This is a genomic window from Streptomyces sp. NPDC005878, assembly GCF_040629815.1.
Taxonomy (GTDB): domain Bacteria; phylum Actinomycetota; class Actinomycetes; order Streptomycetales; family Streptomycetaceae; genus Streptomyces.
In genome coordinates this window covers 14,479-37,122 of record NZ_JBEXWK010000032.1, presented here as the reverse complement: position 1 = coordinate 37,122, position 22,644 = coordinate 14,479, and the positions used below count along the sequence as shown (strand labels likewise).

Sequence of the window (22,644 nt, the reverse complement as noted above, 5' to 3'; positions counted from 1 at the left end):
CGCGAGGGCAGGGCAGCCCGTCGGCATCTTCTGTCGGCGGGCTGTCGGCGTCTGTAGGCGGGATGTCGGCGGATTGTCGGTGGGGCCTGGCACCTTGTGGGCATGACGCGAATCGACGACAACCCCGAAGGCGGCGCGGCCAACGCCGTCACGGTGCGGGGGCTGGTGAAGCACTTCGGCGACACCAAGGCGCTGGACGGCGTGGACCTGGACGTACGCGAGGGCACGGTCCTCGGAGTCCTGGGCCCCAACGGCGCCGGCAAGACCACCCTCGTCCGCTGCCTGTCCACCCTGATCGTGCCGGACGCCGGCACCGCCCACGTCGCCGGGTACGACGTGGTGCGCCAGCCCCGCCAGCTGCGCCGGACCATCGGCCTCACCGGGCAGTACGCCTCGGTGGACGAGAAGCTGTCCGGCTGGGAGAACCTGTACATGATCGGGCGGCTGCTCGACCTGTCCCGCAGGGACGCCCGGGCCCGCGCCGACGAGCTGCTGGAGCGCTTCTCGCTCACCGAGGCGGCGAAGCGGCCCGCGATGAACTACTCGGGCGGTATGCGCCGCCGGCTCGACCTCGCCGCCTCCATGATCGGCAAGCCGGCCGTGCTCTACCTGGACGAGCCGACCACGGGCCTCGACCCGCGCACCCGCAACGAGGTGTGGGACGAGGTCCAGCGGATGGTGGCCGAGGGCGCCACCGTGCTGCTCACCACCCAGTACATGGAGGAGGCCGAGCAGCTGGCGAGCGAGCTGACGGTCATCGATCGCGGCAAGGTCGTCGCCAAGGGCGGCATCAACGACCTCAAGGCGAAGGTCGGCGGCCGCACCCTCCAGATCCGCCCCGCCGACCCGGCGCAGCTGGGCGCGATGGCGCGGGCCATCACCGAGGCCGGTCTCGACGGGGTCTCCGGCACCCAGGCGGTCCCCGACGAGGGCCTGCTGAACGTGCCGATCCTCAGCGACGAGCAGCTGACCGCCGTGGTCGGCCTGCTGGGCGCCCGCGGCTTCGCCATCGCCCACATCGGCACCCACCTGCCCAGCCTGGACGAGGTGTTCCTGGCCATCACCGGCCAGAAGCCCACCCTCCAGGACTCCGAGAGCGACGACACGACCGAGGAGGTCGCGGCATGAGCACCGCCACCACCGCCCAGGCGGCCCCCGCGAAGCAGCCCACCGGCATCCGCCCGCCCGTCATGGACGCCGACGCCCGGATCGGCCCGCGCGCCAATCTGCGGCACATCGGCGCCCTGGTGCGCCGCAACGCGCTCCAGATCAAGCAGGACCCGGAGTCGATGTTCGACGCCGTGTTCATGCCGATCATCTTCACGCTGCTGTTCGTGTACGTGTTCGGCGGCGCGGTCTCCGGCAAGGGCAACCAGGACGCGTACGTCAACTACCTGATCCCGGGCCTGATGGCGATGCAGGGCCTGAACATCGCGATGGCGGTCGGCACCGGCATCAACGACGACTTCAAGAAGGGGGTGATGGACCGGTTCCGGACCATGCCCATCGCGCGGTCGTCGGTGCTGATAGCCAAGATCGTGGTCGAGATCGGCCGCATGATCGTCGCCACCACGATCCTGCTGATCATGGGCTTCATCCTCGGTCTGTCCATCCACACCTCCGTCCTCGAACTGCTCGCGGCGGTCGGCCTGTCGCTGGTGTTCGGCGCCTCGCTGATGTGGATCTTCATCCTGCTGGGTCTCACCATGAAGACGGCCCAGGCCGTCCAGGGAGTGGCGATGCTCGTGCTGATGCCGCTGCAGTTCGGCTCGTCGATCTTCGCCAAGCCGACCACCATGCCGGGCTGGCTCCAGACCTTCACGGACTACAACCCGCTCTCCAACCTCGCGGACGCCGCCCGCAACCTGGTCAACGGCGGCCCGGTCGCCCACTCGGCGCTGATGACGCTGGGCTGGGCGGTGGCGATCACCGTGGTGACGGCGCCGCTCGCGGTCGCCAAGTTCCGCAAGCGGACGTGACGATGACGGGGCGTCAGCTCCGCTCCCCCTGCGCCAGGGCGGCGGCCTCCTCCAGAGAGAGGCGGCCGCCCTCGGCGTACGCGGCGGCGTAGCCGGCCTCGTCGAGCAGCGGGCGGACCAGCGCCTCCACCTTCTCCCGCACCTCCACCTCCATCGAGGAGGCGAAGTGGATCGCCGGCATCAGGACGTCGTGCGCGCCGATCAGCCGCGCGGCGTCACAGGCCGCCTCCGCGCCGGGCTCCGCCAGTCCGGCCCACGCCCAGGCGACGGAGAGCAGGTGCACCGGGACCATCTGGGGCGCGACCACCAGGGCCATCGGCGCCACGGACCGGGCGAGCGCCTCGCGGGAGTCCACCAGGGCCTTGTCGTAGGCACCCTCCAGATTCTCCAGCCAGGCCCGGATGCCGATGACGAAGCCCTCGAAGAGCGCGAGGTTGCTGGCCATGAACTCTTCGAGCAGCTGGACGATCTGCTCGTGCGCCTCCGCGATCCGTTCGGTGCGGCCCAGCCACATCGCCAGGAACATCCGGGCGGCGGGCTGCGCCTCGTACCCCGCCTGGCGGCCCGCGGCGACGATCTCGCGCAGCATCGCCTCGCCCCGCTCGGCCTCACCGGTCTCCAGCAGCACCGAGGCCAGCCGCGCCTTCAGGAGCGACACCTGGCCCTGGGCGCCGAGCCGCTCGGCGTACCGCACGGCCTCGCCGTAGTCCTCACCCGCCAGCGCGTACTCCCCGCGCCGCTCCCGGGCCTCGCCGCGCGCCGACAGGGCCTCGGCGGCTCCCCAGTCGTCGCCGAGGCGGCGGAAGATGTCCAGCCCGGCCTCGGCGTCGCGGGTGGCCTCACCGGCCCAGTCGCCGCGGTTGGCCAGGACGTTGGCCCGTATCTGGAGGGCGTTGGCGAGCTCCCACTCGTAACCGAACTCCTCGCAGGCCGCGACCGTCGCGTCCAGCAGCTCCCGGAGCGCCTGGGCGTCGCTGGTCATGATCACCGGGAAGAACCAGAGCGCGCCGGGCATCCGGCAGGTCTGCGGCAGCCCCGGCCGGTAGACGCCCACGATGGCGCGCAGCCGCGCCTCGGCCTCGGGCGTCGTCCAGTCGTCGCCGGTGTGGTCCATGGAGGCGAGCAGGAACAGCCGCACCCCGCGCCGGGCCTCCTGGAGCACCTCGGGATCCATGGGCGGCGGGCTGTCGGTGCAGCGCGCGAAGACCGGGGGCGCGGGCTCGGCGGGCGGGGCGAACGGGTCGGGGCCGAGCTCCGCCGCCGCCCCGGCCCAGCGGCGGGACTCGGCGCGCAAATCGCGCATGTGCCAGTACGAGGAGAGCGCGTGCACCATGCACAGCGCCTCCTGCTCGTCGGCGAGGTCCACGGCCCTGCGCAGCGCGGTGCGCAGGTTCTCGTACTCCCGCTCCAGGAGCTCGACCGCGGCGCGCTGCCCCCATCCGCGCAGCTCGGGGTCGGTGGTGCGGGCCAGCTCGCGGTAGTACACCAGGTGGCGGCGCTCGGTGGGGCCCCGGTCCCCGGCGTCGTCAAGGCGCTCGCCCGCGTACTCGGCCACCGTCTCCAGGAGGCGGTAGCGCATCTCGCCGCCGTCCCCGGGCGCGGCGACCACCAGCGACTTGTCGACGAGGGAGCCCAGGAGCGGGGCGACGTCGCGGGCGGCGACGCCCTCGCCGTCCGCGCAGACCGCCTCGGCCGCCGCCAGGACGCAGCCGCCCGCGAAGACGGACAGCCGGCGCAGCACCGTGCGCTCGGGGTCCTCCAGCAGGTCCCAGGACCAGTCGACGACCGCGCGCAGGGTCTGCTGGCGCGGCAGTACGGTCCGGCTGCCGCTGGTCAGCAGGCGGAAGCGGTCGTCGAGCCGGTCCGCGATCTGGCGTGGCGACAGCATGCGGAGCCGGGCCGCGGCGAGCTCCACCGCCAGCGGCAGACCGTCCAGACGGCGGCAGATCTCGGCCGCCGCGCCCGGGTCGTCCTCCACCCGGAACCCCGGCCGCGCCGCCGCGCCCCGGTCCGCGAGCAGCCGCAGCGCCACCGGGCCCGGCAGCGGCTCCACCGGCCGCACCACCTCGCCCGGCACGCCCAGCGGCTCCCGGCTGGTGGCGAGGACGGTCAGCCCCGGGCAGCGGGCCAGCAGGTGCTCCGCGAGGGCGGCGGCCGCGTCGATCACGTGCTCGCAGTTGTCCAGGAGCAGCAGCATCCGGCGGCGCTCGCAGTGCGTGGCGAGATGCACCAGCGGATCGCCCGCGGCGCGGTCGGCGGCCCGCAGCTCCTCGGCGCCGGCGCCGTGCAGCACGGTCTCGCGGGCCCCGACCGAGGTGAGGACGGCGGCGGGCACGGCCGCCGGGTCGGTCACCGGGGCGAGCTCGGCCAGCCACACCCCGTCGGGCCAGCCGTCCCCGGCCGCGCCCGCGGCCTCGGCGACCTCCTGGGAGAGCCGGGTCTTGCCCGCCCCGCCCGGCCCGAGCAGCGTCACCAGCCGGGCGGCGCCCAGATCCCCCCGGATCGCCTCGATGTCGGCCTCGCGCCCCACGAAGGAGGTGAGGCGGGCGCGCAGATTGCCCAGGGGGGCGGGGCGGGCGGGCGCGGAGTCCGCGGCGGGCGTCCGCGGACCCGCCCAGGGCGCCTCGTCGGTGTGGAGCAACGCGCCGTGCAGCGCCCGCAGTTCCGGGCCCGGGTCGGCGCCGAGGCGGTCGGCGAGGGTGCGGCGGACCTCCTCGTACGCGGCGAGCGCCTCGGCGGTGCGGCCCGCCGCGCGCAGGGCGCGGATGCGCAGCGTGTGCAGCGGCTCGTCGAGGGGGTGGGCGGCGCAGAGCGCGGCCAGCTCGGGCAGCACCTCATCGGCCCGGCCCAGGGCGAGGGCCGCGGCGAGCCGGGCGCGGCGGGCGTCCAGGCGGCGGGCCTCCCAGCGGGCGGCCTCGGCGCTCCGGTCGGGGAGATCGGCGAGGACCGGGCCGGTCCACAGCGCCAGCGCGTCCTCCAGCCGGGACAGGGCCTTCGCCGGGTCGCCCTGGTCCAGGGCGCGGACGCCCTCCCCGGCGAGCCGCTCGAACCGGAACAGGTCGATGTCGTCCGGCTCGGCGTCGAGCCGGTAGCCGCCGCCCTCCACCGAGGCGACCGCGCCGGGCCCGGCCGTCCTGCGCAGCCGGCCCACCAGCGCCTGGAGCGCGCCGGCCGCGTCGGAGGGCGGTTCGCCGTTCCACACCTCGTCGACGAGGTGGCCGACCGGGACCGTACGGCCGGGGCGCAGGGCGAGCACGGTCAGCAGGGCGCGCAGACGCGCCCCGCCGACGGCGACCGCCGTGCCTTCGGGGTTGAGCAGCTGGGTGGTGCCGATGATCCGGTAGCGCACCGCCCCATTGTCCGTGACGTGACGCCCCGCCGTGCCCCCGCCCGCCAACTCCCGGCCACGCGACGGTGACCAGGGGTGGAACTCCTGCGGGATGGCCGGACGTTCCCGGGGTATCACCTGTACGGTCGGGGCCGTCCGACCGCACTTCCACCCCGGGAGCCCCGCCCATGGCCACCGCCACCTCGCGCCGCAGCGACCGGAGCGTCAGCCCGGTCTTCCTGGGGATCGCCGCCGTCACGGCGGTCGCCGGATGGGCGGTGTGGACGGGCTTCTCGACCGCGCCGGGCTTCGCCGTCTTCCTCTTCGTGACGGGCGCCTGGATCGTCTCCCTGTGCCTGCACGAGTACGCGCACGCCCGCACCGCCCTGCACGGCGGGGACATCACGGTGGGCGCCAAGGGCTATCTGACGCTCAACCCGCTGAAGTACACGCACGCGATGCTGTCGATCGTGCTGCCGGTCATCTTCGTGATCATGGGCGGTATCGGTCTGCCGGGCGGCGCCGTCTTCATCGAGCACGGCCGGATCCGGGGCCGCTGGAAGCACAGCCTGATCGCGGCGGCGGGCCCGCTCACCAATGTGCTCTTCGCCGTCGTCTGCACGGCCCCGTTCTGGCTGCACGCGCTGGACGGCGTGCCCGCCGGGTTCCGCTACGCGCTGGCGTTCCTGGCGCTGCTCCAGGTGACGGCGGCGATCCTGAACTTCCTGCCCGTCCCGGGTCTCGACGGGTACGGGGTGATCGAGCCGTGGCTGTCGCACGGGGTGCGCCGCCAGATCGAGCCGTTCGCGCCCTTCGGGCTGCTCGCGGTCTTCGCGTTCCTGTGGGTGCCGTCGGTCAACAGCGTGTTCTTCGACGCCATCCACGCGGTGCTGCGCGGGCTCGGCGTCACCGAGTGGGACACCTACTGGGGCCAGCGCCTCTACCGCTTCTGGCAGGGCACGCCGGAGATCCCCTCGCTCATCCGCTGACGGCCGCCGCGCGCCGGGCGTCGGCCTTCGCCTTGCGCAGGTAGTACCAGGCCATGTTGGAGGAGAGCCCGGCCAGCAGGATCCAGACGACGCCGGTCCAGTTGCCCCGGACGAAGGAGACCACGGCCGCGGCGACCGCGAGGACGCAGACGGCGAGGGCGTACAGAGCGAGGCGGGGCATGGGGTCGGCTCCTGTCCGGGTGCGGCGCTGATGCCCGTCCAGTGTCCCCCATGCCCCGGCCGGGCCTACACGTCGGTCACCCGCAGCCCGGCGTGCGCCTTGTAGCGGCGGTTGACGGAGATCAGGTTGGCCACCAGCGACTCCACCTGGTGGGCGTTGCGCAGCCGCCCGGCGAAGACGCCCCGCATCCCGGGGATCCGGGCGGCGAGCGCCTGCACCAGGTCGGTGTCGGCGCGGCTCTCGCCGAGGACCATCACATCGGTGTCGATCTCCTCGATCGAGGCGTCCTGGAGCAGCACGGCCGACAGGTGGTGGAAGGCGGCGGTGACCCGCGAGTCCGGCAGCAGGGCGGCGGCCTGCTCGGCGGCGCTGCCCTCCTCCGGCTTCAGGGCGTACGCACCCTTCTTGTCGAAGCCGAGCGGGTTGACGCAGTCCACGACGAGCTTGCCCGCCAGCTCCTCGCGCAGCGCCTCCAGGGTCTTGGCGTGCCCGTCCCACGGCACGGCGACGATCACGATGTCGCTGCGGCGCGCGCACGCGGCGTTGTCCGCGCCCTCGACGCCGAGGCCCAGCTCGTCGGCGGCGGCCCGGGCGCGCTCGGCGGCCCGCGAGCCGATGATCACCTTCTGGCCCGCCCGGGCCAGCCGGTAGGCCAGGCCCCGGCCCTGGTCACCGGTGCCACCGAGGACGCCGACGACCAGGCCGGAGACGTCGGGCAGGTCCCAGGGGTCCCTGGCGGCGGGCTTCGGGGTGTTCTCGGCGCTCTCAGTGGAAGTCATGGCCCGACCTTACGTCGCGTGCCCGGGGGCATCCCCCGCCCGGGTGAGGAGTGACGGATGCGGCCCGCCGGGGCGTGCGGTGCGGCAGGATGCCGGGGCATGGATGCCGTACGCGTCGCACTGTTGCGGGAAGTCCTGGCGGGCACGGAGTGGCTGCGCGGGACCCGCAGGTTCGCCGGGGTGCTGCGGGGGTCGGTGGTGCCGAACGGCGGCGGGCTGCTGCTGGTGGGCACCGAGGCGTACGAGCCGTGGCACCTGGCGGCGCACCTGACCGACGAGGCCGCGTGGTCGGGGGTCCCCGAGCTCACCCCCACGCTGGTACGCCACCGGGTCGAGCCGGGCCGCGGCCCGCACCTGTCCGTGGGGCTCGGGCGCCTGGAGGCGGCCGGGCGGGGCGAGACGCTCCTGGTGGTGGCCCCGGATCGGCCGGACGGGGGCCTTTTGGAACGGGTCCACGACGCCCGGCGGGCCGGGGCGCGGGTGCTGGCGCTGGACGGGGGCGACGCGGAGGTACGGGGGCTGGTCCACGAGTCGCTGACGGTGCCGGCGGGGGCGGAGGTGGACCTGGACACGGTGCAGCATCTGGTGAGTGCGGCGGCGGGGGAGAACGGGCTGCCCGTGCAGCGGGGCCGGCGGCGCTTCCGCGACCGCCTCACCCGCCTGGCGGACCAGCTGACGGCACCACCACCAACGCGCTGGTGACCTCGCGGGGCGGGCCCGGCCTCCGTCCCCGGGTGCGCTGTACCCGGCCGCACACCCCCTGCGGGGCGCCCCCGGTCTCCGTCCCCGGGTGCCCTGCCCCCCCCCGCATAGCCCCTGCGGGGCGAGCCCCGGCCTCCGTCCGCAGGTGCACTGTGGCCGGTCGCGCAGTTCCCCGCGCCCCTGAAAACCCGCCTTCGTCTGCGGGCCGTGGTCCCTTCCCGCGCAGTTCCCCGCGCCCCTACAGGCACCACGGGCCGAGCCAAGTCCCCCGGCTCCGGGCAACCCCCTCAGGGGCGCGGGGAACTGCGCGAGCAACCCACCACCCACCCGCACACAACCACCAGGCCGCGCCCCGCGAAGCACCCGGCCGAGCCAAACCCCCCGGCTCCCCGCAACCCCCTCAGGGGCGCGGGGAACTGCGCGAGCAACCCACCACCACCCGCACACAACCACCAGGCCGCGCCCCGCGAAGCACCCGGCCGAGTCAAACCCCCCGGCTCCGCGCAACCCCCTCAGGGGCGCGGGGAACTGCGCGAGCAACCCACCACCCACCCGCACACAACCACCAGCCCCCCGCCCCCCGCCCCCTCACTCCCCCTTCTCATGCCACTTCGGATCCGTCTCCCACTCCAGGTTCCGCTCCTGCGCGGTCCGCATCGCGTGTTCCGCCTCCTCGCGGCTCGCGTAGGGGCCGAAGCGGTCCTTGGCGGGGCACTCCGGGCCCTCCTCGACCTTGGCGTGGACCAGGCAGTAGTACCACTCGCCCGGTTTTCCGGCCGTACGCTTCTTGAACAGGGCCATACGAAGGCTCCTTCCTCGGCCCGCCCTCGGACCTTCTCGACCATGCTGCCCCAACACGGCTCGATAGACTCGCCGGCATGTCTGGCCAGTCGCTGCTCGTACCAGGGGAGCTCTCTCCCACCCGCTCCGTCCCGGGGAACATCCGCCGCCCCGAGTACGTCGGGAAGCCCATGCCCGCGCCGTACACCGGCCCCGAGGTGCAGACCGCCGAAACGATTGAGCTCATGCGGGTCGCGGGCCGTATCGCCGCCCGCGCGATGGAGGAGGCCGCCAAGCTCATCGCGCCCGGCGTCACCACCGACGAGCTCGACCGGGTCGCGCACGAGTACATGTGCGACCACGGCGCGTACCCCTCCACCCTGGGCTACCGGGGCTTCCCCAAGTCCCTGTGCAGCTCGGTCAACGAGGTCATCTGCCACGGCATCCCCGACTCCACCGTCCTCAGGGACGGCGACATCGTGAACCTCGACGTCACGGCGTACATCGGCGGCGTCCACGGCGACAACAACGCCACCTACCTCTGCGGCGACGTCGACGAGGAGTCGAAGCTGCTGGTCGAGCGGACCCGGGAGTCGCTCAACCGGGCCATCAAGGCCGTCAGGCCCGGCCGTCAGATCAACATCATCGGGCGCGTCATCGAGTCGTACGCCAAGCGCTTCGGCTACGGCGTCGTGCGCGACTTCACCGGCCACGGCATCAGCACCGCCTTCCACTCCGGGCTGATCGTGCCGCACTACGACGCGCCGCACGCCACGACCGTCATCAAGCCGGGGATGACCTTCACCATCGAGCCGATGCTGACGCTGGGCACGCACGAGTACGACATGTGGGAGGACGGCTGGACCGTCGTCACGCGCGACCGGAAGCGGACGGCCCAGTTCGAGCACACACTGGTGGTGACCGAGACGGGCGCGGAGATCCTCACGCTGCCCTGACCCGTCGCCCCGCTTCCCCGGAGGCACGCCTTGGACACGCCTTCCTCCCCGCCCTTCTCCGCCCGCATCCGCACGGCGTCGCACGAGCAGCACACCGAGGCGGAGAACTCCCGCTTCATGAGCGCCCTGCTCGGCGGCCGGCTGGGCGTGGAGGCGTACGCCCGGTACACCGAGCAGCTGTGGTTCGTGTACCGGGCGCTGGAGGAGGGGGCGGCGGCGCTGCGCCACGACCCGGTGGCGGGGCCGTTCATCCGGCCGGAGCTGATGCGTACGCCGTCCCTGGAGCGGGACCTGGCGCATCTGCGGGGTGCGGGCTGGGAGCGCGACGCGGCGCCGCTGCCCGCGACCCGGGGCTACGCGGCGCGGGTGCGGGAGTGTGCCGCGACGTGGCCCGCCGGATATGTGGCGCACCACTACACGCGCTACCTCGGGGACCTCTCCGGCGGTCAGATCATCCGGGACCGGGCCGAGCGGACCTGGGGGTTCGCCCGCAACGGCGACGGGGTGCGGTTCTACGTGTTCGAGGCGATCCCGAATCCGGCCGCGTTCAAGCGGGGGTACCGGGAGCTGCTGGACGCGGTGGAGGTGGACGAGCTGGAGAGGCAGCGGGTGGTGGAGGAGTGCCGGCGGGCGTTCGCGATGAACACGGCGGTGTTCCGCGAGCTGGGGGAGGAGTTCGCGCGGAGCGCTTAGCCCGGACTCCGTCCGCGGGCCGGTGGGGGCTTGTCGCGCAGTCCCCGCGCCCCTGGGGGTTGCGGGGCGCCCGGCGCGTCACGGCGCGGGCCGTGCGGGCACGCGCGTCCCAACGCCCCCGAGGCCGCCCCCTCACACCGTGGCGCTGCTCTCCAGCCGCACCCGGCCGCCCAGTTCCACCGTCTCGTCCGGGCCCGGGGCGGTCAGGAGCTGGGAGCCCGCGCCCTGGGTGATGTTCAGGGCCCGGCCCAGCTCGGCCGTGAGGAGGAGGGCCGCCGCTCCCGTGGCCTCGTCCTCGGTGATGCCGTCGCCCCGGCCCGGGAACGCCCTCGCCCGGACGCGGCCCGCCGCCTCGTCCTCCCAGGCCCAGGCGTACACCCACTCCCCCGGCTCGGGCACCTCGAGGGCGGCCACCTCGGCCGCCGAGGCGTACCGGCGCAGGGTGCGCGGCGGAGCCCACCCGGGGTGGGCCGTGATCCAGGTGAACTCGCCGTCCTGGCGCGCGAACACCTCCCCGACGGGCGGTTCCAGTACGTCCACGTCGAGCAGCCACGCCGCCCCGACCAGCGGATGCCCCGCGAAGGGCAGGCGCAGGCCCGGGGTGTAGATGTCGACGGCGCCCCGCTCGGGGTCGTCCACAAAGACCGTCTCGCTGAAGCCGAGCTCCTTGGCCAGCGCCTGGCGGGCCGCCTCGTCGGGCAGCAGCGAGCCCTCGCGCACCACGCCGAGGGCGTTGCCGTGGCGGCCGTCGGGGCCGCAGAAGACCCTCAGTACGTCGATGAGGACGCCGGATGCGCCGTTTTCCGTCACCCCCGCATTCAACAGCAACGGTGAACGCCCGGGACCGGCGTTCACCCGTACGGGGTCACAGGGGCGCAGAGAAGCGTGCAGGGGCGCAAGAAATCAGCCATGCGCAGGGGCGTGAGCCGGGGGCAAATCGGATGGATCATGGTGCTCGCAGCGCCACTTGACCGCTCCTTGACCCCGTCATGGCCTTCTTGTGATTGGCCTGTTATCGACCGGTGTCACTGAGCGGGAGGTGAGAGCTGAATCACGGACCCGATGGGTATCGGTCAGGTAAGCCTCGGTTAAGTTAGGTCCGCCTCACCCCCTGACCGAAACCAGTGTGGAGCCCACATGCGAGCCGTCCGTCTCTCCGTTGTCACCGCCGCCACGGCCGCGGCGGCTCTGGCCGCCGTCACGGGCTGCTCCTCGAAGAGCGACTCCAAGAGCGCTGACGGCGCCATCCAGGTCACCGCCTCGGACGACGCCTGCAAGGTGTCGAAGACCGAGTTCGCGGCCGGGCACGTGCAGTTCGCCATCGAGAACAAGGGCTCCAAGGTCACCGAGGTCTATCTGCTCTTCCCGGACGACCGGATCGTCGCCGAGCGCGAGAACATCGGCCCCGGCCTCAAGCAGAACCTCACCGCCGAGGTGAAGGCCGGCTCGTACGAGATCGCCTGCAAGCCCGGCATGAAGGGCAGCGGCATCCGCCAGAAGGTCACCGTCACCGGCGGCGGCCAGACCCCCCGGCGCGACCCGAAGCTGGACGCGGCCGTCGCCGCCTACCGCACCTACGTGCAGCAGCAGGCCGACGAGACCCTGCCGAAGCTGAAGACCTTCACCGACGCGGTGGCCGCCGGTGACGTCGAGGGCGCGAAGAAGGCGTACGCCCCCTCGCGCATCGGCTGGGAGCGCACCGAGCCGGTCGCGGAGTCCTTCGGTGACATCGACCCGAAGACCGACGTGCGCGAGGACGGCCTGGAGAAGGGCCAGACGTGGACCGGCTGGCACCGCCTGGAGAAGGCGCTGTGGGCCGACGGCAAGATCGGTGACGAGGAGAAGAAGCTCGGCGTCCAGCTCTCCGCGGACATCGCGGACTGGCAGAAGCGCGTCGGCACCGCCGACATCACCCCGACCTCCATGGCCAACGGCGCCAAGGAGCTGCTCGACGAGGTGGCCACCGGCAAGGTCACCGGTGAGGAAGAGCGCTACAGCCACACCGACCTGGTCGACTTCAAGGCCAACGTCGAGGGCGCCCAGAAGGCGTACGAGCTGCTGAAGCCGGTCGCCGCCAAGAACGACCCGAAGCTCACCGCCGAGCTGGACAAGCAGTTCGCGGCGATCGAGGCCCAGCTCGACAAGTACCGCGCCGACAAGAACTCCTACGACTTCACCCCGTACGACAAGGTCGGCGCGGGTGACCGCAAGCAGCTCTCCGACGGGGTGAACGCGCTCAGCGAGCCGCTCTCCAAGCTCGCCGCGGCCGTCGCCAAGTAACGCCGCACCCGCACAGGACAGGAGGGGACACGTCATGAGCGACACGACCGACACCGACGCCGGCACCGCCACCGACGCCGCCGGGGACGCGAAGTCCTCGGCGCCGTCCCGCCGTTCCCTGCTCGGCTGGGGCGGTGCGGGCCTGGCGCTCGGCGCCGCCGCGGCGGGAGGCGCGGTCGCCGCGGTGCGCGGTGACGGCGGTGACGCGGTGCCCGCCGCCGAGTCCGGCGCTGCCGTGCCGTTCTACGGCGCCCACCAGGCCGGTATCGCCACCCCCGTCCAGGACCGGCTGCACTTCGCCGCGTTCGACGTGACCACCAAGGACCGCGCCGAGCTGGTCCAGCTCCTCAAGGACTGGACCGCCGCCGCGGCCCGGATGACCGCGGGCCAGACGGTCGGCGAGGGCGCCTACGGCGGTCTCGCCGAGGCGCCGCCGGACGACACGGGCGAGGCGCTCGGCCTCAAGCCGTCCCGGCTGACCCTCACCGTCGGCTTCGGCCCCTCGCTCTTCGCCAAGGGCCGCTTCGGCCTGGAGGGCAAGCGGCCCGAGGCGCTGGTCGACATCGAGAAGTTCCCGCACGACAACCTCGACCCGGCGCGCAGCGACGGCGACCTGTGCGTCCAGGCGTGCGCCGACGACCCGCAGGTCGCGGTGCACGCGATCCGCAACCTGGCCCGGATCGCCATGGGCCGCGCCGCGGTGCGCTGGTCCCAGCTGGGCTTCGGCAAGACCTCCTCCACCACGCCCGACGAGCAGACCCCGCGCAACATGATGGGCTTCAAGGACGGCACCCGGAACATCGCGGGCACCGACACCGCCGCCCTGGACAAGCACGTCTGGGTCGGCGAGAAGGACGGCTCGCCCTGGATGACCGGCGGCTCCTACCTGGTGGCCCGCCGCATCCGGATGCACATCGAGGCCTGGGACCGCACCGGCCTCCAGGAGCAGGAGGACGTGTTCGGGCGCGACAAGGGCGAGGGCGCCCCGGTCGGCAAGGCGAAGGAGCGCGACGAGCCGTTCCTGAAGGCGATGAAGCCCGACGCGCACGTGCGTCTGGCGCACCCCGACTCCAACGGCGGCGCCACCATCCTGCGCCGCGGCTACTCCTTCACCGACGGCACCGACGGCCTCGGCCGCCTCGACGCGGGCCTGTTCTTCCTCGCCTACCAGCGGGACGTCCGCAGGGGCTTCCTGCCCGTACAGCGCAACCTGGCGCACGACGCGCTCAACGAGTACATCCAGCACGTGGGTTCGGCGATATTCGCCGTCCCGCCGGGCGTCCGCGACAAGGACGACTGGTGGGGCCGGGCGCTGTTCAGCTGATCGGCCGAGGGCTGAGGGGAATCGAATGTTCGGCAATTATCTGATCGGCCTGCGCGAGGGCCTGGAGGCCAGCCTGGTCGTCTGCATCCTCGTCGCGTACCTGGTCAAGACCGGCCACCGCGAGGCGCTGCGGCCCATCTGGATCGGCATCTCGGTCGCCGTCCTGGTGGCGCTGGGCTTCGGCGCGGGCCTGGAGTTCGGCTCGCAGGAGATGACGTTCAAGGCGCAGGAGGCGCTCGGCGGCTCGCTGTCGGTCGTCGCCGTCTGCCTGGTCACCTGGATGGTCTTCTGGATGCGGCGCACCGCGCGGTTCCTGAAGTCCGAGCTCCAGGGCAAGCTGGACGCGGCCCTGCGCCTGGGCACCGGCGCTCTGGTCGCCACCGCCTTCCTGGCGGTGGGCCGGGAGGGCCTGGAGACCTCGCTGTTCGTCTGGACCTCGGTGCACGCGGCCGGCTCCGACAGCGGCAACACCGACCCGCTGATCGGCGCGCTCCTCGGGCTCGCCACCGCGGTGTTCCTCGGCTGGCTCTTCTACCGGGGCGCGCTGAGGATCAACCTGGCGAAGTTCTTCACCTGGACCGGCGCGATGCTGGTCGTGGTGGCGGCGGGCGTCCTGGCGTACGGCGTGCACGACCTCCAGGAGGCCGACTTCATTCCCGGCATCAAGAGCCTGGCGTTCGACATCAGCTCCACGGTCCCGCCGGACAGCTGGTACGGCACGGTCCTCAAGGGCGTCTTCAACTTCCAGCCCGACCCGACCGTCCTCCAGGTCACGGTGTGGGCGCTGTACCTCATCCCCACGCTCGCGCTGTTCTTCGCCCCGGTAGGGTTCGCGAAGTCCGCCGGGAGCGCCGCTCCCGCGGCGGCGGCCAAGAACGCGGCCACGAAGGACGAGGGGCAGAAGGCAGTCCATGAGCAGGGTGAGTCGGCTGACGACGGCGCTCGCGGCGGTGACCGTACTGACGGTGACGGCGAGCGGCTGCGTGACGGTGCACGGCGAGCGGGAAGTAGTCCCGTTGGCGACCAGGGCTGAGGCCGCGCAGGCGCTCAGGGACTTCACGGACGCGTACAACAAGGCCGACAAGGCCTACGACCCGGCCCTCGACGCGGGCCGGGTCACCGGCCCGCTCGGGGCGGTCAACCAGGCCGGGCTCCAGGCCCGGCACGTCACCGACCCCGGCGGCAACCCGCAGCACGTGCCGCTGGAGCTCACCGACGCGCGGTTCTCCATACCCAGGAAGGCGGGCTGGCCGCGCTGGTTCGTGGCGGACACCGACTCCAACCGCGACCAGGACACCGGCCCCACGGACACGCGCTGGCTGGTGGTGTTCGTCCGCGCCGGGGCGGACGACGTCTGGAAGGCCGCCCACCTGTCGGTCCTGGCCCCCAAGGACGTGCCGGCCTTCGCCGTGGACGAGGACGGCTTCGCCGAGCCCGTACGCCCGGACGACACCGGCCTCGCGGTGGCCCCGAAGGACCTGAGCGAGAGTTACGTGGCGTATCTGCGCACCGGCCGCCCCGAGACCTTCGCGCCCGGCCCGCACACCACCGAGTGGCGCGCCCAGCGGAAGAAGAACGCGGTCCTGCCCGGGATGTCCAACCAGTACGTGGACCAGCCCCTGGACGGCGGCGACTTCGCCCCCCTGGCCCTGCGCACCCGCGACGGCGGCGCGCTCGCCTTCTTCGCCACCCGCCACTTCGAACGCCAGACGGCGGCGAAGGGGGTGCGGCTGAACATCAACGCGGACGTACGGGCCCTGATGACGGGCGAGGCGAAGTCGACGGTGACGAAGGAACGCGTCTCGGACGACGCGGCGCGGGTCCCCGCGGGGCGGGGGGCGGTGGCGGTGATCAACCGGTTGCAGGGGTTGGTGTCGGCGAAGGGGGAGTAGGTGTGGGGGCGGGCGGGCCGGTTGTCCGGCTGCGGGCCGGTGGGGGCTGGTCGCGCGGTTCCCCGCGCCCCCAGCGGCAGAAGGCCTGGCCCCGTACGGCGATGACATGCGATCCGGGCCAGGTTTTCAGGGGCGCGGGGAACTGCGCGAGCAACCCACCACCGGCCCGCAGGCGGGCAACGGCCCCCCGGAAGGGGTTACCGGCCCAGGGGCCAGGCCACGGCGTGGGCGTCGCCGGCGCCGTGCCGGGCGCACGCGTCCGTGAGGGATTCGAGCAGGGTCAGCGGATCGGGCAGATCGTGCTCGGGCCCACGGACCCACGCCACGACGTGGTCTCCGGGCAGCCGGGCGGGCGGCACCAGCACATAGCTGCCCCGGCAGTGCCACCGCAGCCCGGGATGCTCGTCCATCGTCTCGGGGTGGCAGTCCAGCTCGCACGGCCACCACTCGTCCTCGTCCTCCGGAGTCCCCCGCGTCGCCGTGAAGAACAGCATCCGGGCCTGGTCGCCGACGCCCCCGGACTCGGCCACCGGCCCCACGTCGACGCCCTCGGCGAGCAGCCGCTCCAGCGCCTCGCGCCCCGCGTCGAGGGGCACGTCCAGCACGTCGTGGACCATCCCCGTCGCGGTGATGAAGTTCGCCTCCGGCTGCCCCGCCGCCCACCGCTCGATCTGGGCGCGGTCGGTGGTCGACTGCGTCTGCCAGGCGAACGAGACCGGATGGCGCGCCGGGGTCGGACAGCCCACACGGTCACAGGAGCACCGGTAGCCGACGGGATACGCGGCCGGGGCCAGCGGCAGCTTCGCGGCGGCGGCGGCGAGCAGCAGTTCGAGGCGGCCCGCGTCGGCGCCGGGGGCGTCCTTGGGACGCCTGCGCAGCCAGCGGGACAGCTTGCTCTCCGAGCTGCCGGAACGCCCGTACTCCGCGCCCATCTATCCCCTCACCTCACCGTTGCCCCGCGAGAACCTTCTCCCCATGCTCCCACCATCCTGCGCCCGCCGAGGCCGTACCCCCCAACCGGGGCCTCTCAGCGGGGGGCGAGTCCGCGCAGGGCGTACTCGACGACGGTGTCCGCGTACGCGTGGGTGAGCGGCAGGGTGCGCAGCAGCCAGCGGTGCGCGAGGGGGCCCACCAGCAGTTCCAGGGCGGTGCGCGGGTCGACGTCGGCCCGTACGTCGCCCGCCTCCTGCGCGGAGCGCAGCCGGTCCACGTACAGCCGCAGCTGCGGCTCCAGGAGGTTGTGGACGAACGCGGCGGCGAGCTCGGGGTCGATGACGCCCTCCGCCGCGAGCGCCCGGTACGGCGCCTCGGTGGCGTCGTCGTTGAGCTCGTCGACGGTGGCGCGCAGCACCAGCTTGAGGTCGGACTCCAGGTCACCGGTGTCGGGCAGGGCCACCTCGCCCTGGACGGCCTGGTGGCTGAGGTCGACGAAGGCCTCCAGCAGCACGGCGGCCTTGGAGGGCCACCAGCGGTAGATGGTCTGCTTGCCGACCCCGGCGCGGGCGGCGATGCCCTCGATGGTGGTCCTGGCGTAGCCCGCCTCGCCGACGAGGGAGAGCGCCGCGTCGTAGATCGCGCGCCGCGAGCGCTCGCTGCGGCGGGTGGAGTCGGGTGCCTTGGCGTGGGTGGCGGCGGGTGCCTTCGCATGGGGGGATTCGGGTGTCTTCTCGGACGCGTGCCCCTTGTTCACCATGCCGGGATCCTAGCGTCACCGAGGCGGAACGTATCGTCTCTGTCAAGGGTGCGCGCGGGGCAACAGTGGGTGAAGCGGCGGAAAAACACCCGTACGGATCACTGCGCGAACGGCGGGCAGGCCGCACCATGGGCTGACCACCACCCGCAGATGCGGCGCGTGCAGCCGAAGTCGTCCGTGAGGAGCCCTCATTGCTCAGTGAGACCCGTGACCTCCGTGCACCCCGAGTCGCCAGACCCCGGCGCTATCTGATGTGCCCACCGGCACACTTCAGGGTCACGTACTCGATCAACCCCTGGATGGACCCCGCCAAGCCCGTCGACCTGCCGCTCGCGCTCGCGCAGTGGGAGGACCTGCGGGACCGGTACCGGGCGCTCGGCCACACCGTCGAACTGCTCGACCCCCGCCCCGACCTGCCCGACATGGTCTTCGCGGCCAACGGGGCCACCGTGATCGACGGCCGGGTGCTGGGCGCCCGCTTCGCCCACCCGGAACGGGAGGCGGAGGCCGAGGCCCATCTGGAGTGGTTCCGCGCGCACGGCTTCACGGAGATCCACGAGCCGGCCCACATCAACGAGGGCGAGGGGGACTTCGCCGTCACGGCGTCCTATGTGCTGGCCGGGCGCGGCTTCCGGTCCAGCCCGCTCTCGCACGACGAGGCGCAGGAGTTCTTCGGGCGTCCGGTGATCGGGCTCGACCTCGTCGACCCGCGCTACTACCACCTGGACACGGCGCTGTCCGTCCTGGACGACTCGGCCGACGAGATCATGTACTACCCCGGCGCCTTCTCCCCCGGCAGCCGGGCGGTGCTGGCGCGGCTCTTCCCGGACGCGGTGATCGCCTCGGAGGAGGACGCGGCGGCGCTGGGCCTGAACGCGGTGAGCGACGGGCTCCATGTGCTGCTGCCGCAGGGGGCGGTGGGGCTGTTCTCGTCCCTGCGGGAGCGGGGGTTCGTTCCCGTGGGGATGGATCTGGGTGAGCTGCTGAAGGGGGGCGGCAGCGTGAAGTGCTGCACGCAGGAGCTGCGGGCCTGAGGGGGCGCTCCGCGGGGGGGCGGTGTTCTCTGTGGGGGTGCGGCGTCTTTCGTTGCCTGCGGGCCGTGGGTGGCTGGTCGCGCAGTTCCCCGCGCCCCTTGCGGGGTACCGGCTGAGGTCGATCAGGCACGGACCGCGGGGCGCTCCGCGGGGGGCGCCGTCTTTGCCTGCGGGCCGTGGGTGGCTGGTCGCGCAGTTCCCCGCGCCCCTTGCGGGGTACCGGCTGAGGTCGATCAGCCACGGACCGCCTTTAGGGGCGCGGGGAACTGCGCGGGTGACCCATGTCGGCCCGCAGACGCACACGGACCCCTCCAGGGGCGCGGGGAACTGCGCGAGGAACCCAGCACCGTCCACAGACGAACACGAGCCCCCGAACCGGCGCCCGCAGGGGTTACTCGGGCGGGGGCCAGGGGGCGCCCCACGCGGTGTCGCGGGATGCCCGGTACAGGTCCCCTTGCCGTTTCGTCACGGTCTCGCGCCGCAGCACCCCCTCCCCCGTGCACAGCTCCAGCAGCACCTGCCCCTTGCGGATCTGGGGGCGTCGCGTCACCCGGTTCGCGGCGGGCTCCGCAGCCACCCCCCGGACGGCCGCCACATAGCTGAACTTCTCGTCCTCGTACGCCAGCGAACCCCCCTTGACCTGCCGGTGCAGGGACGAGCGGCTGACCCGGGCGGAGAAGTGGCACCAGTCCGTGCCGGGTTCGATGGGACAGGCGGCGCTGTGCGGGCAGGGCGCCGCGACGGTGAAGCCGGCCGCGATCAGGCGGTCCCGGGCCTCGATGATCCGGGCGTAGCCGTCGGGGGTGCCCGGCTCGACGATGACCACGGCGCCCGTCGCGGCGCGCGCGGTCGCGTCCACGAGGGCCCCGCGGTCCTCGGCGGTCAGCTCGTTCAGGACGTACGAGACGGTGACGAGGTCGGACTCCGGCAGGCTCAGCGCCGTACCGATCCGGGCCCGCTCCCAGCGGATCGCCCGCAGCCCCTCGACGCCGGAGGACTCGGCCAGTTCGCGGCCGAGCGCGAGGGCGGGCTCGGCCCAGTCCAGGACCGTGGTCGCGGGGGACCACGCCTCGGCGACGGCCCAGCTCGCCGCGCCGGTGCCGCCGCCGACGTCGGTGTGGGTGGCGGGGGACCAGTGCGGCGCCGCGTCCTGGAGGGCGGCGAGCGCGGACCGTACCGCCTCGAAGGTCGCGGGCATCCGGTACGCGGCGTACGCGGCCACGTCGGAGCGGTCGCGCAGCACCGGCGCGTGGGTCTGGGTGGCTCCCCGGTAGTTGGCGATCAGCCGGTCGACGGCCCGCGCGGCCTGCGACGGCGGCAGCCCGTCGAGCAGCCCGGCGAGGGCGGAGCGCAGGGCCTGCGGGACGGGGGCGTTCTCGTTCACCTGGGGATTCTACGGGCGCGGGCCGTCCCGGCGGCGCGCCCGGGGCGCCCGGGGCAGATCGGGCCACGGCCTCCCTCCGCCGCCAGGGCCGGGTCAGACCGCCGCCTCCCCCCGTCGCCAGGGCGGGGTCAGACCGCCGCCTCCTGGCGCTGCCAGGGGCGGCACAGCAGCAGGAAGCAGAGCAGCGCCGCCACACCGGAGGCGAGCTGCACCACCGCCATCGGCACGGCCGTCCCCTCCCCCGCGATCCCCACCAGCGGCGACGCCACCGCCCCGATCAGGAACGAGGAGGTGCCGAGCAGCGCGGAGGCGGAGCCCGCCGCGTGCGGGGTGCGCATCAGGGCCTGGGCGGTGGTGTTGGGCGTGGCCATGCCCATCGCGGACATCAGCACGAACAGCCCGGCCGCGACCGGCGCGAGGCCCGGCTCGCCGAACACCCCGGACGTCATGACGAGCAGCGCCGCCGCCGCGAGCACCACCGTGCTCAGCGAGCACACCAGCACTTTGTCGAGGTCGACCCGGCCCACCAGCAGCTTCCCGTTGATCTGCCCGGCGGCGACCAGGCCGACCGAGTTGAGCCCGAAGAGGAGCGAGAAGGTCTGCGGGGAGGCGCCGTAGATCTCCTGGATCACGAACGGGGAGGCCGAGATGTACGAGAAGAGCGCGGCGAAGGCGAGGCCGCCGGCCAGGACGTAGCCGGTGAAGACGCGGTCCCGCAGCAGCGAGCCCATGGTGCGCAGGGCCTCGCCGACCCCGCCCTCGTGCCGCCGCTCGGGCGGCAGCGTCTCGCCGAGGAAGCGCCAGACGAAGACGGTGAGCAGCAGGCCGACCCCGGTCAGCACCACGAACACCCCGCGCCAGTCCGTCAGCCGCAGCACCTGTCCGCCGATGAGCGGCGCGACGACCGGGGCGGCCCCGGAGATCAGCATCAGGGTGGAGAAGAACCGGGCCATCTCCACGCCGTCGTACAGATCGCGCACCACCGCGCGGGCGATCACGATGCCCGCCGCGCCCGCCAGGCCCTGGAGCAGCCGGAACGCGATGAGCAGGGCGGCGTCGGGGGCGAAGGCGCAGACGGCGGTGGCCACCACGTACACGGCCATGCCGACGAGCAGCGGCCTGCGGCGGCCCCACTTGTCGCTCATCGGCCCGACGACGAGCTGGCCGAGCGCCATGCCCGCGAGGCACGCGGTGAGGGTGAGCTGCACGGTGGCGGCGGGCGCGTGGAGCGCGCCGGTGACCTCGGGGAGCGCGGGCAGGTACATGTCCATGGAGAGCGGCGGGAGCGCGGTGAGCCCGCCGAGGACGAGCGTGACCAGCAGACCGGCGCGGCGGGCGGCGACGGTGGCCGCGGCCGGTATCGGGGCCGGCGCGGTCCGGCTGCTCTCCGCCATGGGTGTCTCTCCGGTTTCCGGCCGTCGCGACCGTTGTAGTTTCAAGCATCCATGCTCTCAGCCCGCGGGGGGTGCTTCGGACCGGGGTGCGGGCGGGGTGGGATTGAGGTGCGGGGCGGGTGCGGGGCGGGGTGCGGCCCGGGAGCGCGCTGGGGTGCGGGGTGGGGTGTGGGCCGGGGGGCCGGGCCCGTATCGCGGACGGCGGCGGCCCGGGCGCGGGGTGCTCCCGTACGCTCCCGGCCATGAACGCATCCGCAGCGCGCAAGACCGCCGTCGTCACCGGCGCCGGCTCCGGCATCGGCCGCTCCGTGGCGCTCACGCTGGCCGACGCGGGCTGGTCGGTGGCCCTGGCGGGCCGCCGTCCCGAGCCCCTGGAGGAGACCGCGGCCCTGGCCGGGCCCGACGCCGACGTCCTCCCCGTCCGTACGGACGTGACCTCACCGGAGGAGGTGGCGGCCCTCTTCGCGGCGGTACGGGACCGGTACGGGCGGCTCGACCTGCTCTTCAACAACGCGGGCACGTTCGGCCCCGGCGGGGTCGCGGTGGAGGACCTGGCGTACGAGGCGTGGCGGCATGTCGTCGACACCAACCTCAACGGGGCGTTCCTGTGCGCGCAGGCGGCGTTCCGGCAGATGAAGGAGCAGGACCCGCGGGGCGGGCGGATCATCAACAACGGTTCGATCTCGGCGCACGCGCCGCGCCCGAACTCGGTGGCCTACACGGCGACCAAGCACGCGATGACCGGCCTGACCAAGGCGCTCTCCCTGGACGGCCGTCCGTACCGGATCGCCGTCGGCCAGATCGACATCGGCAACGCGGCCACCGAGATGACGGCCCGGATGACCACGGGGGTGCCGCAGGCGAACGGGGAGCTGGCGGTGGAGCCGGTGATGGACGCGGCGGATGTGGCGCGGACGGTGCTGCACATGGCGGAGCTGCCCCTGGAGGCGAATGTGCAGTTCGCGACGGTGCTGGCTACGGCTATGCCGTATATCGGGCGGGGGTGAGTTCGGCCGGGGTGCGGATTTCGTCTGCGGGCGGGGGGTGGTTGGTCGCGCAGTTCCCCGCGCCCCTAGGGGATGGCCCCCGGGCGGGGATGACGGCTCGGCCTGCCCCAGGGCTCCCGGGGGCGCGGACTTCGACTGCGGACCGTGGGTGGCTGGTCGCGCAGTTCCCCGCGCCCCTAGGGGATGGCCCCCGGGCGGGGATGACGGCTCGGCCTGCCCCAGGGCTCCCGGGGGCGCGGACTTCGACTG

At 73.5% G+C, this 22,644-nt stretch carries 21 protein-coding genes; 12 read left to right on the top strand and 9 right to left on the bottom strand.

Annotated features, from left to right (window positions below; all coding sequences use genetic code 11):
- Window positions 1-102 precede the first annotated feature (102 nt).
- Both ABZ404_RS32735 and ABZ404_RS32730 read left to right on the top strand, forming a co-directional pair.
- On the top strand, window positions 103-1,128 hold the full coding sequence (locus ABZ404_RS32735) for an ATP-binding cassette domain-containing protein (RefSeq protein ID WP_358834612.1): 1,026 nt from the start codon (window positions 103-105) through the stop codon (window positions 1,126-1,128).
- Entirely contained in the window at window positions 1,125-1,979 is an 855-nt protein-coding gene (locus tag ABZ404_RS32730; protein ID WP_358834613.1) for an ABC transporter permease, read from the top strand. Before ABZ404_RS32735 ends, ABZ404_RS32730 begins: the two co-directional genes overlap by 4 nt.
- Before the next feature lie 13 nt (window positions 1,980-1,992).
- On the opposite strand, the gene ABZ404_RS32725 is transcribed toward ABZ404_RS32730, so the two are convergent.
- Window positions 1,993-5,328: a BTAD domain-containing putative transcriptional regulator gene (locus ABZ404_RS32725; protein ID WP_358834614.1), complete on the bottom strand. Its 3,336-nt coding sequence runs from the start codon at window positions 5,326-5,328 to the stop codon at window positions 1,993-1,995.
- A gap of 167 nt (window positions 5,329-5,495) precedes the next feature.
- Between ABZ404_RS32725 and ABZ404_RS32720 the strand changes: the two genes are divergently transcribed.
- Window positions 5,496-6,296: a site-2 protease family protein gene (locus ABZ404_RS32720; RefSeq protein ID WP_358834615.1), complete on the top strand. Its 801-nt coding sequence runs from the start codon at window positions 5,496-5,498 to the stop codon at window positions 6,294-6,296.
- On the opposite strand, the gene ABZ404_RS32715 is transcribed toward ABZ404_RS32720, so the two are convergent.
- On the bottom strand, window positions 6,286-6,477 hold the full coding sequence (locus ABZ404_RS32715) for a hypothetical protein (protein ID WP_358834616.1): 192 nt from the start codon (window positions 6,475-6,477) through the stop codon (window positions 6,286-6,288). The two genes, ABZ404_RS32720 and ABZ404_RS32715, sit on opposite strands and share 11 nt — an antisense overlap.
- 65 nt (window positions 6,478-6,542) lie before the next feature.
- The gene (gene npdG / locus ABZ404_RS32710; protein WP_358834617.1) at window positions 6,543-7,256 is read right to left on the bottom strand and encodes an NADPH-dependent F420 reductase; all 714 of its coding nucleotides are present in this window, start codon (window positions 7,254-7,256) and stop codon (window positions 6,543-6,545) included.
- A 99-nt stretch (window positions 7,257-7,355) separates the two neighbouring features.
- Between npdG and ABZ404_RS32705 the strand changes: the two genes are divergently transcribed.
- Complete coding sequence (locus tag ABZ404_RS32705; RefSeq protein WP_358834618.1) at window positions 7,356-7,958, top strand: hypothetical protein; 603 nt, start codon at window positions 7,356-7,358, stop codon at window positions 7,956-7,958.
- Between the two features lie 588 nt (window positions 7,959-8,546).
- On the opposite strand, the gene ABZ404_RS32700 is transcribed toward ABZ404_RS32705, so the two are convergent.
- The gene (locus tag ABZ404_RS32700; RefSeq protein ID WP_358836335.1) at window positions 8,547-8,759 is read right to left on the bottom strand and encodes a hypothetical protein; all 213 of its coding nucleotides are present in this window, start codon (window positions 8,757-8,759) and stop codon (window positions 8,547-8,549) included.
- A gap of 77 nt (window positions 8,760-8,836) precedes the next feature.
- Between ABZ404_RS32700 and map the strand changes: the two genes are divergently transcribed.
- A complete protein-coding gene (gene map / locus ABZ404_RS32695) occupies window positions 8,837-9,694 on the top strand; it encodes a type I methionyl aminopeptidase (protein WP_358836334.1) in 858 nt (285 codons plus the stop codon).
- A 30-nt stretch (window positions 9,695-9,724) separates the two neighbouring features.
- A complete protein-coding gene (locus ABZ404_RS32690) occupies window positions 9,725-10,387 on the top strand; it encodes a biliverdin-producing heme oxygenase (protein ID WP_358836333.1) in 663 nt (220 codons plus the stop codon).
- 132 nt (window positions 10,388-10,519) lie between these two features.
- On the opposite strand, the gene ABZ404_RS32685 is transcribed toward ABZ404_RS32690, so the two are convergent.
- Entirely contained in the window at window positions 10,520-11,197 is a 678-nt protein-coding gene (locus ABZ404_RS32685; RefSeq protein WP_358836332.1) for a PhzF family phenazine biosynthesis protein, read from the bottom strand.
- 327 nt (window positions 11,198-11,524) lie between these two features.
- On the opposite strand from ABZ404_RS32685, the gene efeO reads away from it, so the two are divergent.
- The 4 genes from efeO to ABZ404_RS32665 are packed head-to-tail and all read left to right on the top strand — an operon-like array spanning window position 11,525 to window position 15,883.
- A complete protein-coding gene (gene efeO / locus ABZ404_RS32680) occupies window positions 11,525-12,667 on the top strand; it encodes an iron uptake system protein EfeO (protein WP_358836331.1) in 1,143 nt (380 codons plus the stop codon).
- Between the two features lie 34 nt (window positions 12,668-12,701).
- Complete coding sequence (gene efeB / locus ABZ404_RS32675; protein ID WP_358836330.1) at window positions 12,702-13,991, top strand: iron uptake transporter deferrochelatase/peroxidase subunit; 1,290 nt, start codon at window positions 12,702-12,704, stop codon at window positions 13,989-13,991.
- A 25-nt stretch (window positions 13,992-14,016) separates the two neighbouring features.
- Window positions 14,017-15,024 carry an iron uptake transporter permease EfeU gene (gene efeU / locus ABZ404_RS32670; RefSeq protein ID WP_358836329.1) on the top strand — a complete coding sequence of 336 codons (1,008 nt, stop codon included), beginning with the start codon at window positions 14,017-14,019 and terminating at the stop codon, window positions 15,022-15,024.
- A complete protein-coding gene (locus ABZ404_RS32665) occupies window positions 15,008-15,883 on the top strand; it encodes a hypothetical protein (RefSeq protein WP_358836328.1) in 876 nt (291 codons plus the stop codon). The genes efeU and ABZ404_RS32665 overlap by 17 nt, the downstream gene beginning before the upstream one ends.
- Window positions 15,884-16,080: 197 nt before the next feature.
- Here ABZ404_RS32665 and ABZ404_RS32660 read toward each other — a convergent pair whose 3' ends face one another.
- Together ABZ404_RS32660 and ABZ404_RS32655 are read right to left on the bottom strand one after the other, a co-directional pair.
- Window positions 16,081-16,815 (bottom strand): bifunctional DNA primase/polymerase, encoded by a 735-nt coding sequence (locus ABZ404_RS32660; RefSeq protein ID WP_358836327.1) that lies wholly within the window; start codon window positions 16,813-16,815, stop codon window positions 16,081-16,083.
- A gap of 95 nt (window positions 16,816-16,910) precedes the next feature.
- Window positions 16,911-17,576: a TetR/AcrR family transcriptional regulator gene (locus tag ABZ404_RS32655; RefSeq protein WP_358836326.1), complete on the bottom strand. Its 666-nt coding sequence runs from the start codon at window positions 17,574-17,576 to the stop codon at window positions 16,911-16,913.
- Between the two features lie 191 nt (window positions 17,577-17,767).
- Between ABZ404_RS32655 and ddaH the strand changes: the two genes are divergently transcribed.
- On the top strand, window positions 17,768-18,610 hold the full coding sequence (gene ddaH / locus ABZ404_RS32650) for a dimethylargininase (protein WP_358836325.1): 843 nt from the start codon (window positions 17,768-17,770) through the stop codon (window positions 18,608-18,610).
- 391 nt (window positions 18,611-19,001) lie between these two features.
- Here ddaH and ABZ404_RS32645 read toward each other — a convergent pair whose 3' ends face one another.
- Window positions 19,002-19,994, bottom strand: a complete 993-nt coding sequence (locus tag ABZ404_RS32645) for a small ribosomal subunit Rsm22 family protein (RefSeq protein ID WP_358837581.1) — start codon at window positions 19,992-19,994, stop codon at window positions 19,002-19,004.
- Between the two features lie 128 nt (window positions 19,995-20,122).
- Entirely contained in the window at window positions 20,123-21,388 is a 1,266-nt protein-coding gene (locus ABZ404_RS32640) for a multidrug effflux MFS transporter (RefSeq protein ID WP_358837580.1), read from the bottom strand.
- A 242-nt stretch (window positions 21,389-21,630) separates the two neighbouring features.
- Here ABZ404_RS32640 and ABZ404_RS32635 point away from each other — a divergent pair, with 242 nt between their 5' ends.
- Window positions 21,631-22,395, top strand: a complete 765-nt coding sequence (locus tag ABZ404_RS32635; RefSeq protein ID WP_358991201.1) for an SDR family oxidoreductase — start codon at window positions 21,631-21,633, stop codon at window positions 22,393-22,395.
- Window positions 22,396-22,644 lie beyond the last annotated feature (249 nt).

What these genes read in the sequence shown, in the direction of transcription:
- ABZ404_RS32735 (WP_358834612.1), top strand. Translation starts at nt 103, where the DNA reads ATGACGCGAATCGACGACAACCCCGAAGGCGGCGCGGCCAACGCCGTC.
- ABZ404_RS32730 (WP_358834613.1), top strand. Translation starts at nt 1,125, where the DNA reads ATGAGCACCGCCACCACCGCCCAGGCGGCCCCCGCGAAGCAGCCCACC.
- ABZ404_RS32720 (WP_358834615.1), top strand. Translation starts at nt 5,496, where the DNA reads ATGGCCACCGCCACCTCGCGCCGCAGCGACCGGAGCGTCAGCCCGGTC.
- ABZ404_RS32715 (WP_358834616.1), bottom strand. Translation starts at nt 6,477, where the DNA reads ATGCCCCGCCTCGCTCTGTACGCCCTCGCCGTCTGCGTCCTCGCGGTC.
- npdG (WP_358834617.1), bottom strand. Translation starts at nt 7,256, where the DNA reads ATGACTTCCACTGAGAGCGCCGAGAACACCCCGAAGCCCGCCGCCAGG.
- ABZ404_RS32705 (WP_358834618.1), top strand. Translation starts at nt 7,356, where the DNA reads ATGGATGCCGTACGCGTCGCACTGTTGCGGGAAGTCCTGGCGGGCACG.
- ABZ404_RS32700 (WP_358836335.1), bottom strand. Translation starts at nt 8,759, where the DNA reads ATGGCCCTGTTCAAGAAGCGTACGGCCGGAAAACCGGGCGAGTGGTAC.
- map (WP_358836334.1), top strand. Translation starts at nt 8,837, where the DNA reads ATGTCTGGCCAGTCGCTGCTCGTACCAGGGGAGCTCTCTCCCACCCGC.
- efeO (WP_358836331.1), top strand. Translation starts at nt 11,525, where the DNA reads ATGCGAGCCGTCCGTCTCTCCGTTGTCACCGCCGCCACGGCCGCGGCG.
- efeB (WP_358836330.1), top strand. Translation starts at nt 12,702, where the DNA reads ATGAGCGACACGACCGACACCGACGCCGGCACCGCCACCGACGCCGCC.
- efeU (WP_358836329.1), top strand. Translation starts at nt 14,017, where the DNA reads ATGTTCGGCAATTATCTGATCGGCCTGCGCGAGGGCCTGGAGGCCAGC.
- ABZ404_RS32660 (WP_358836327.1), bottom strand. Translation starts at nt 16,815, where the DNA reads ATGGGCGCGGAGTACGGGCGTTCCGGCAGCTCGGAGAGCAAGCTGTCC.
- ABZ404_RS32655 (WP_358836326.1), bottom strand. Translation starts at nt 17,576, where the DNA reads ATGGTGAACAAGGGGCACGCGTCCGAGAAGACACCCGAATCCCCCCAT.
- ABZ404_RS32640 (WP_358837580.1), bottom strand. Translation starts at nt 21,388, where the DNA reads ATGGCGGAGAGCAGCCGGACCGCGCCGGCCCCGATACCGGCCGCGGCC.
- ABZ404_RS32635 (WP_358991201.1), top strand. Translation starts at nt 21,631, where the DNA reads ATGAACGCATCCGCAGCGCGCAAGACCGCCGTCGTCACCGGCGCCGGC.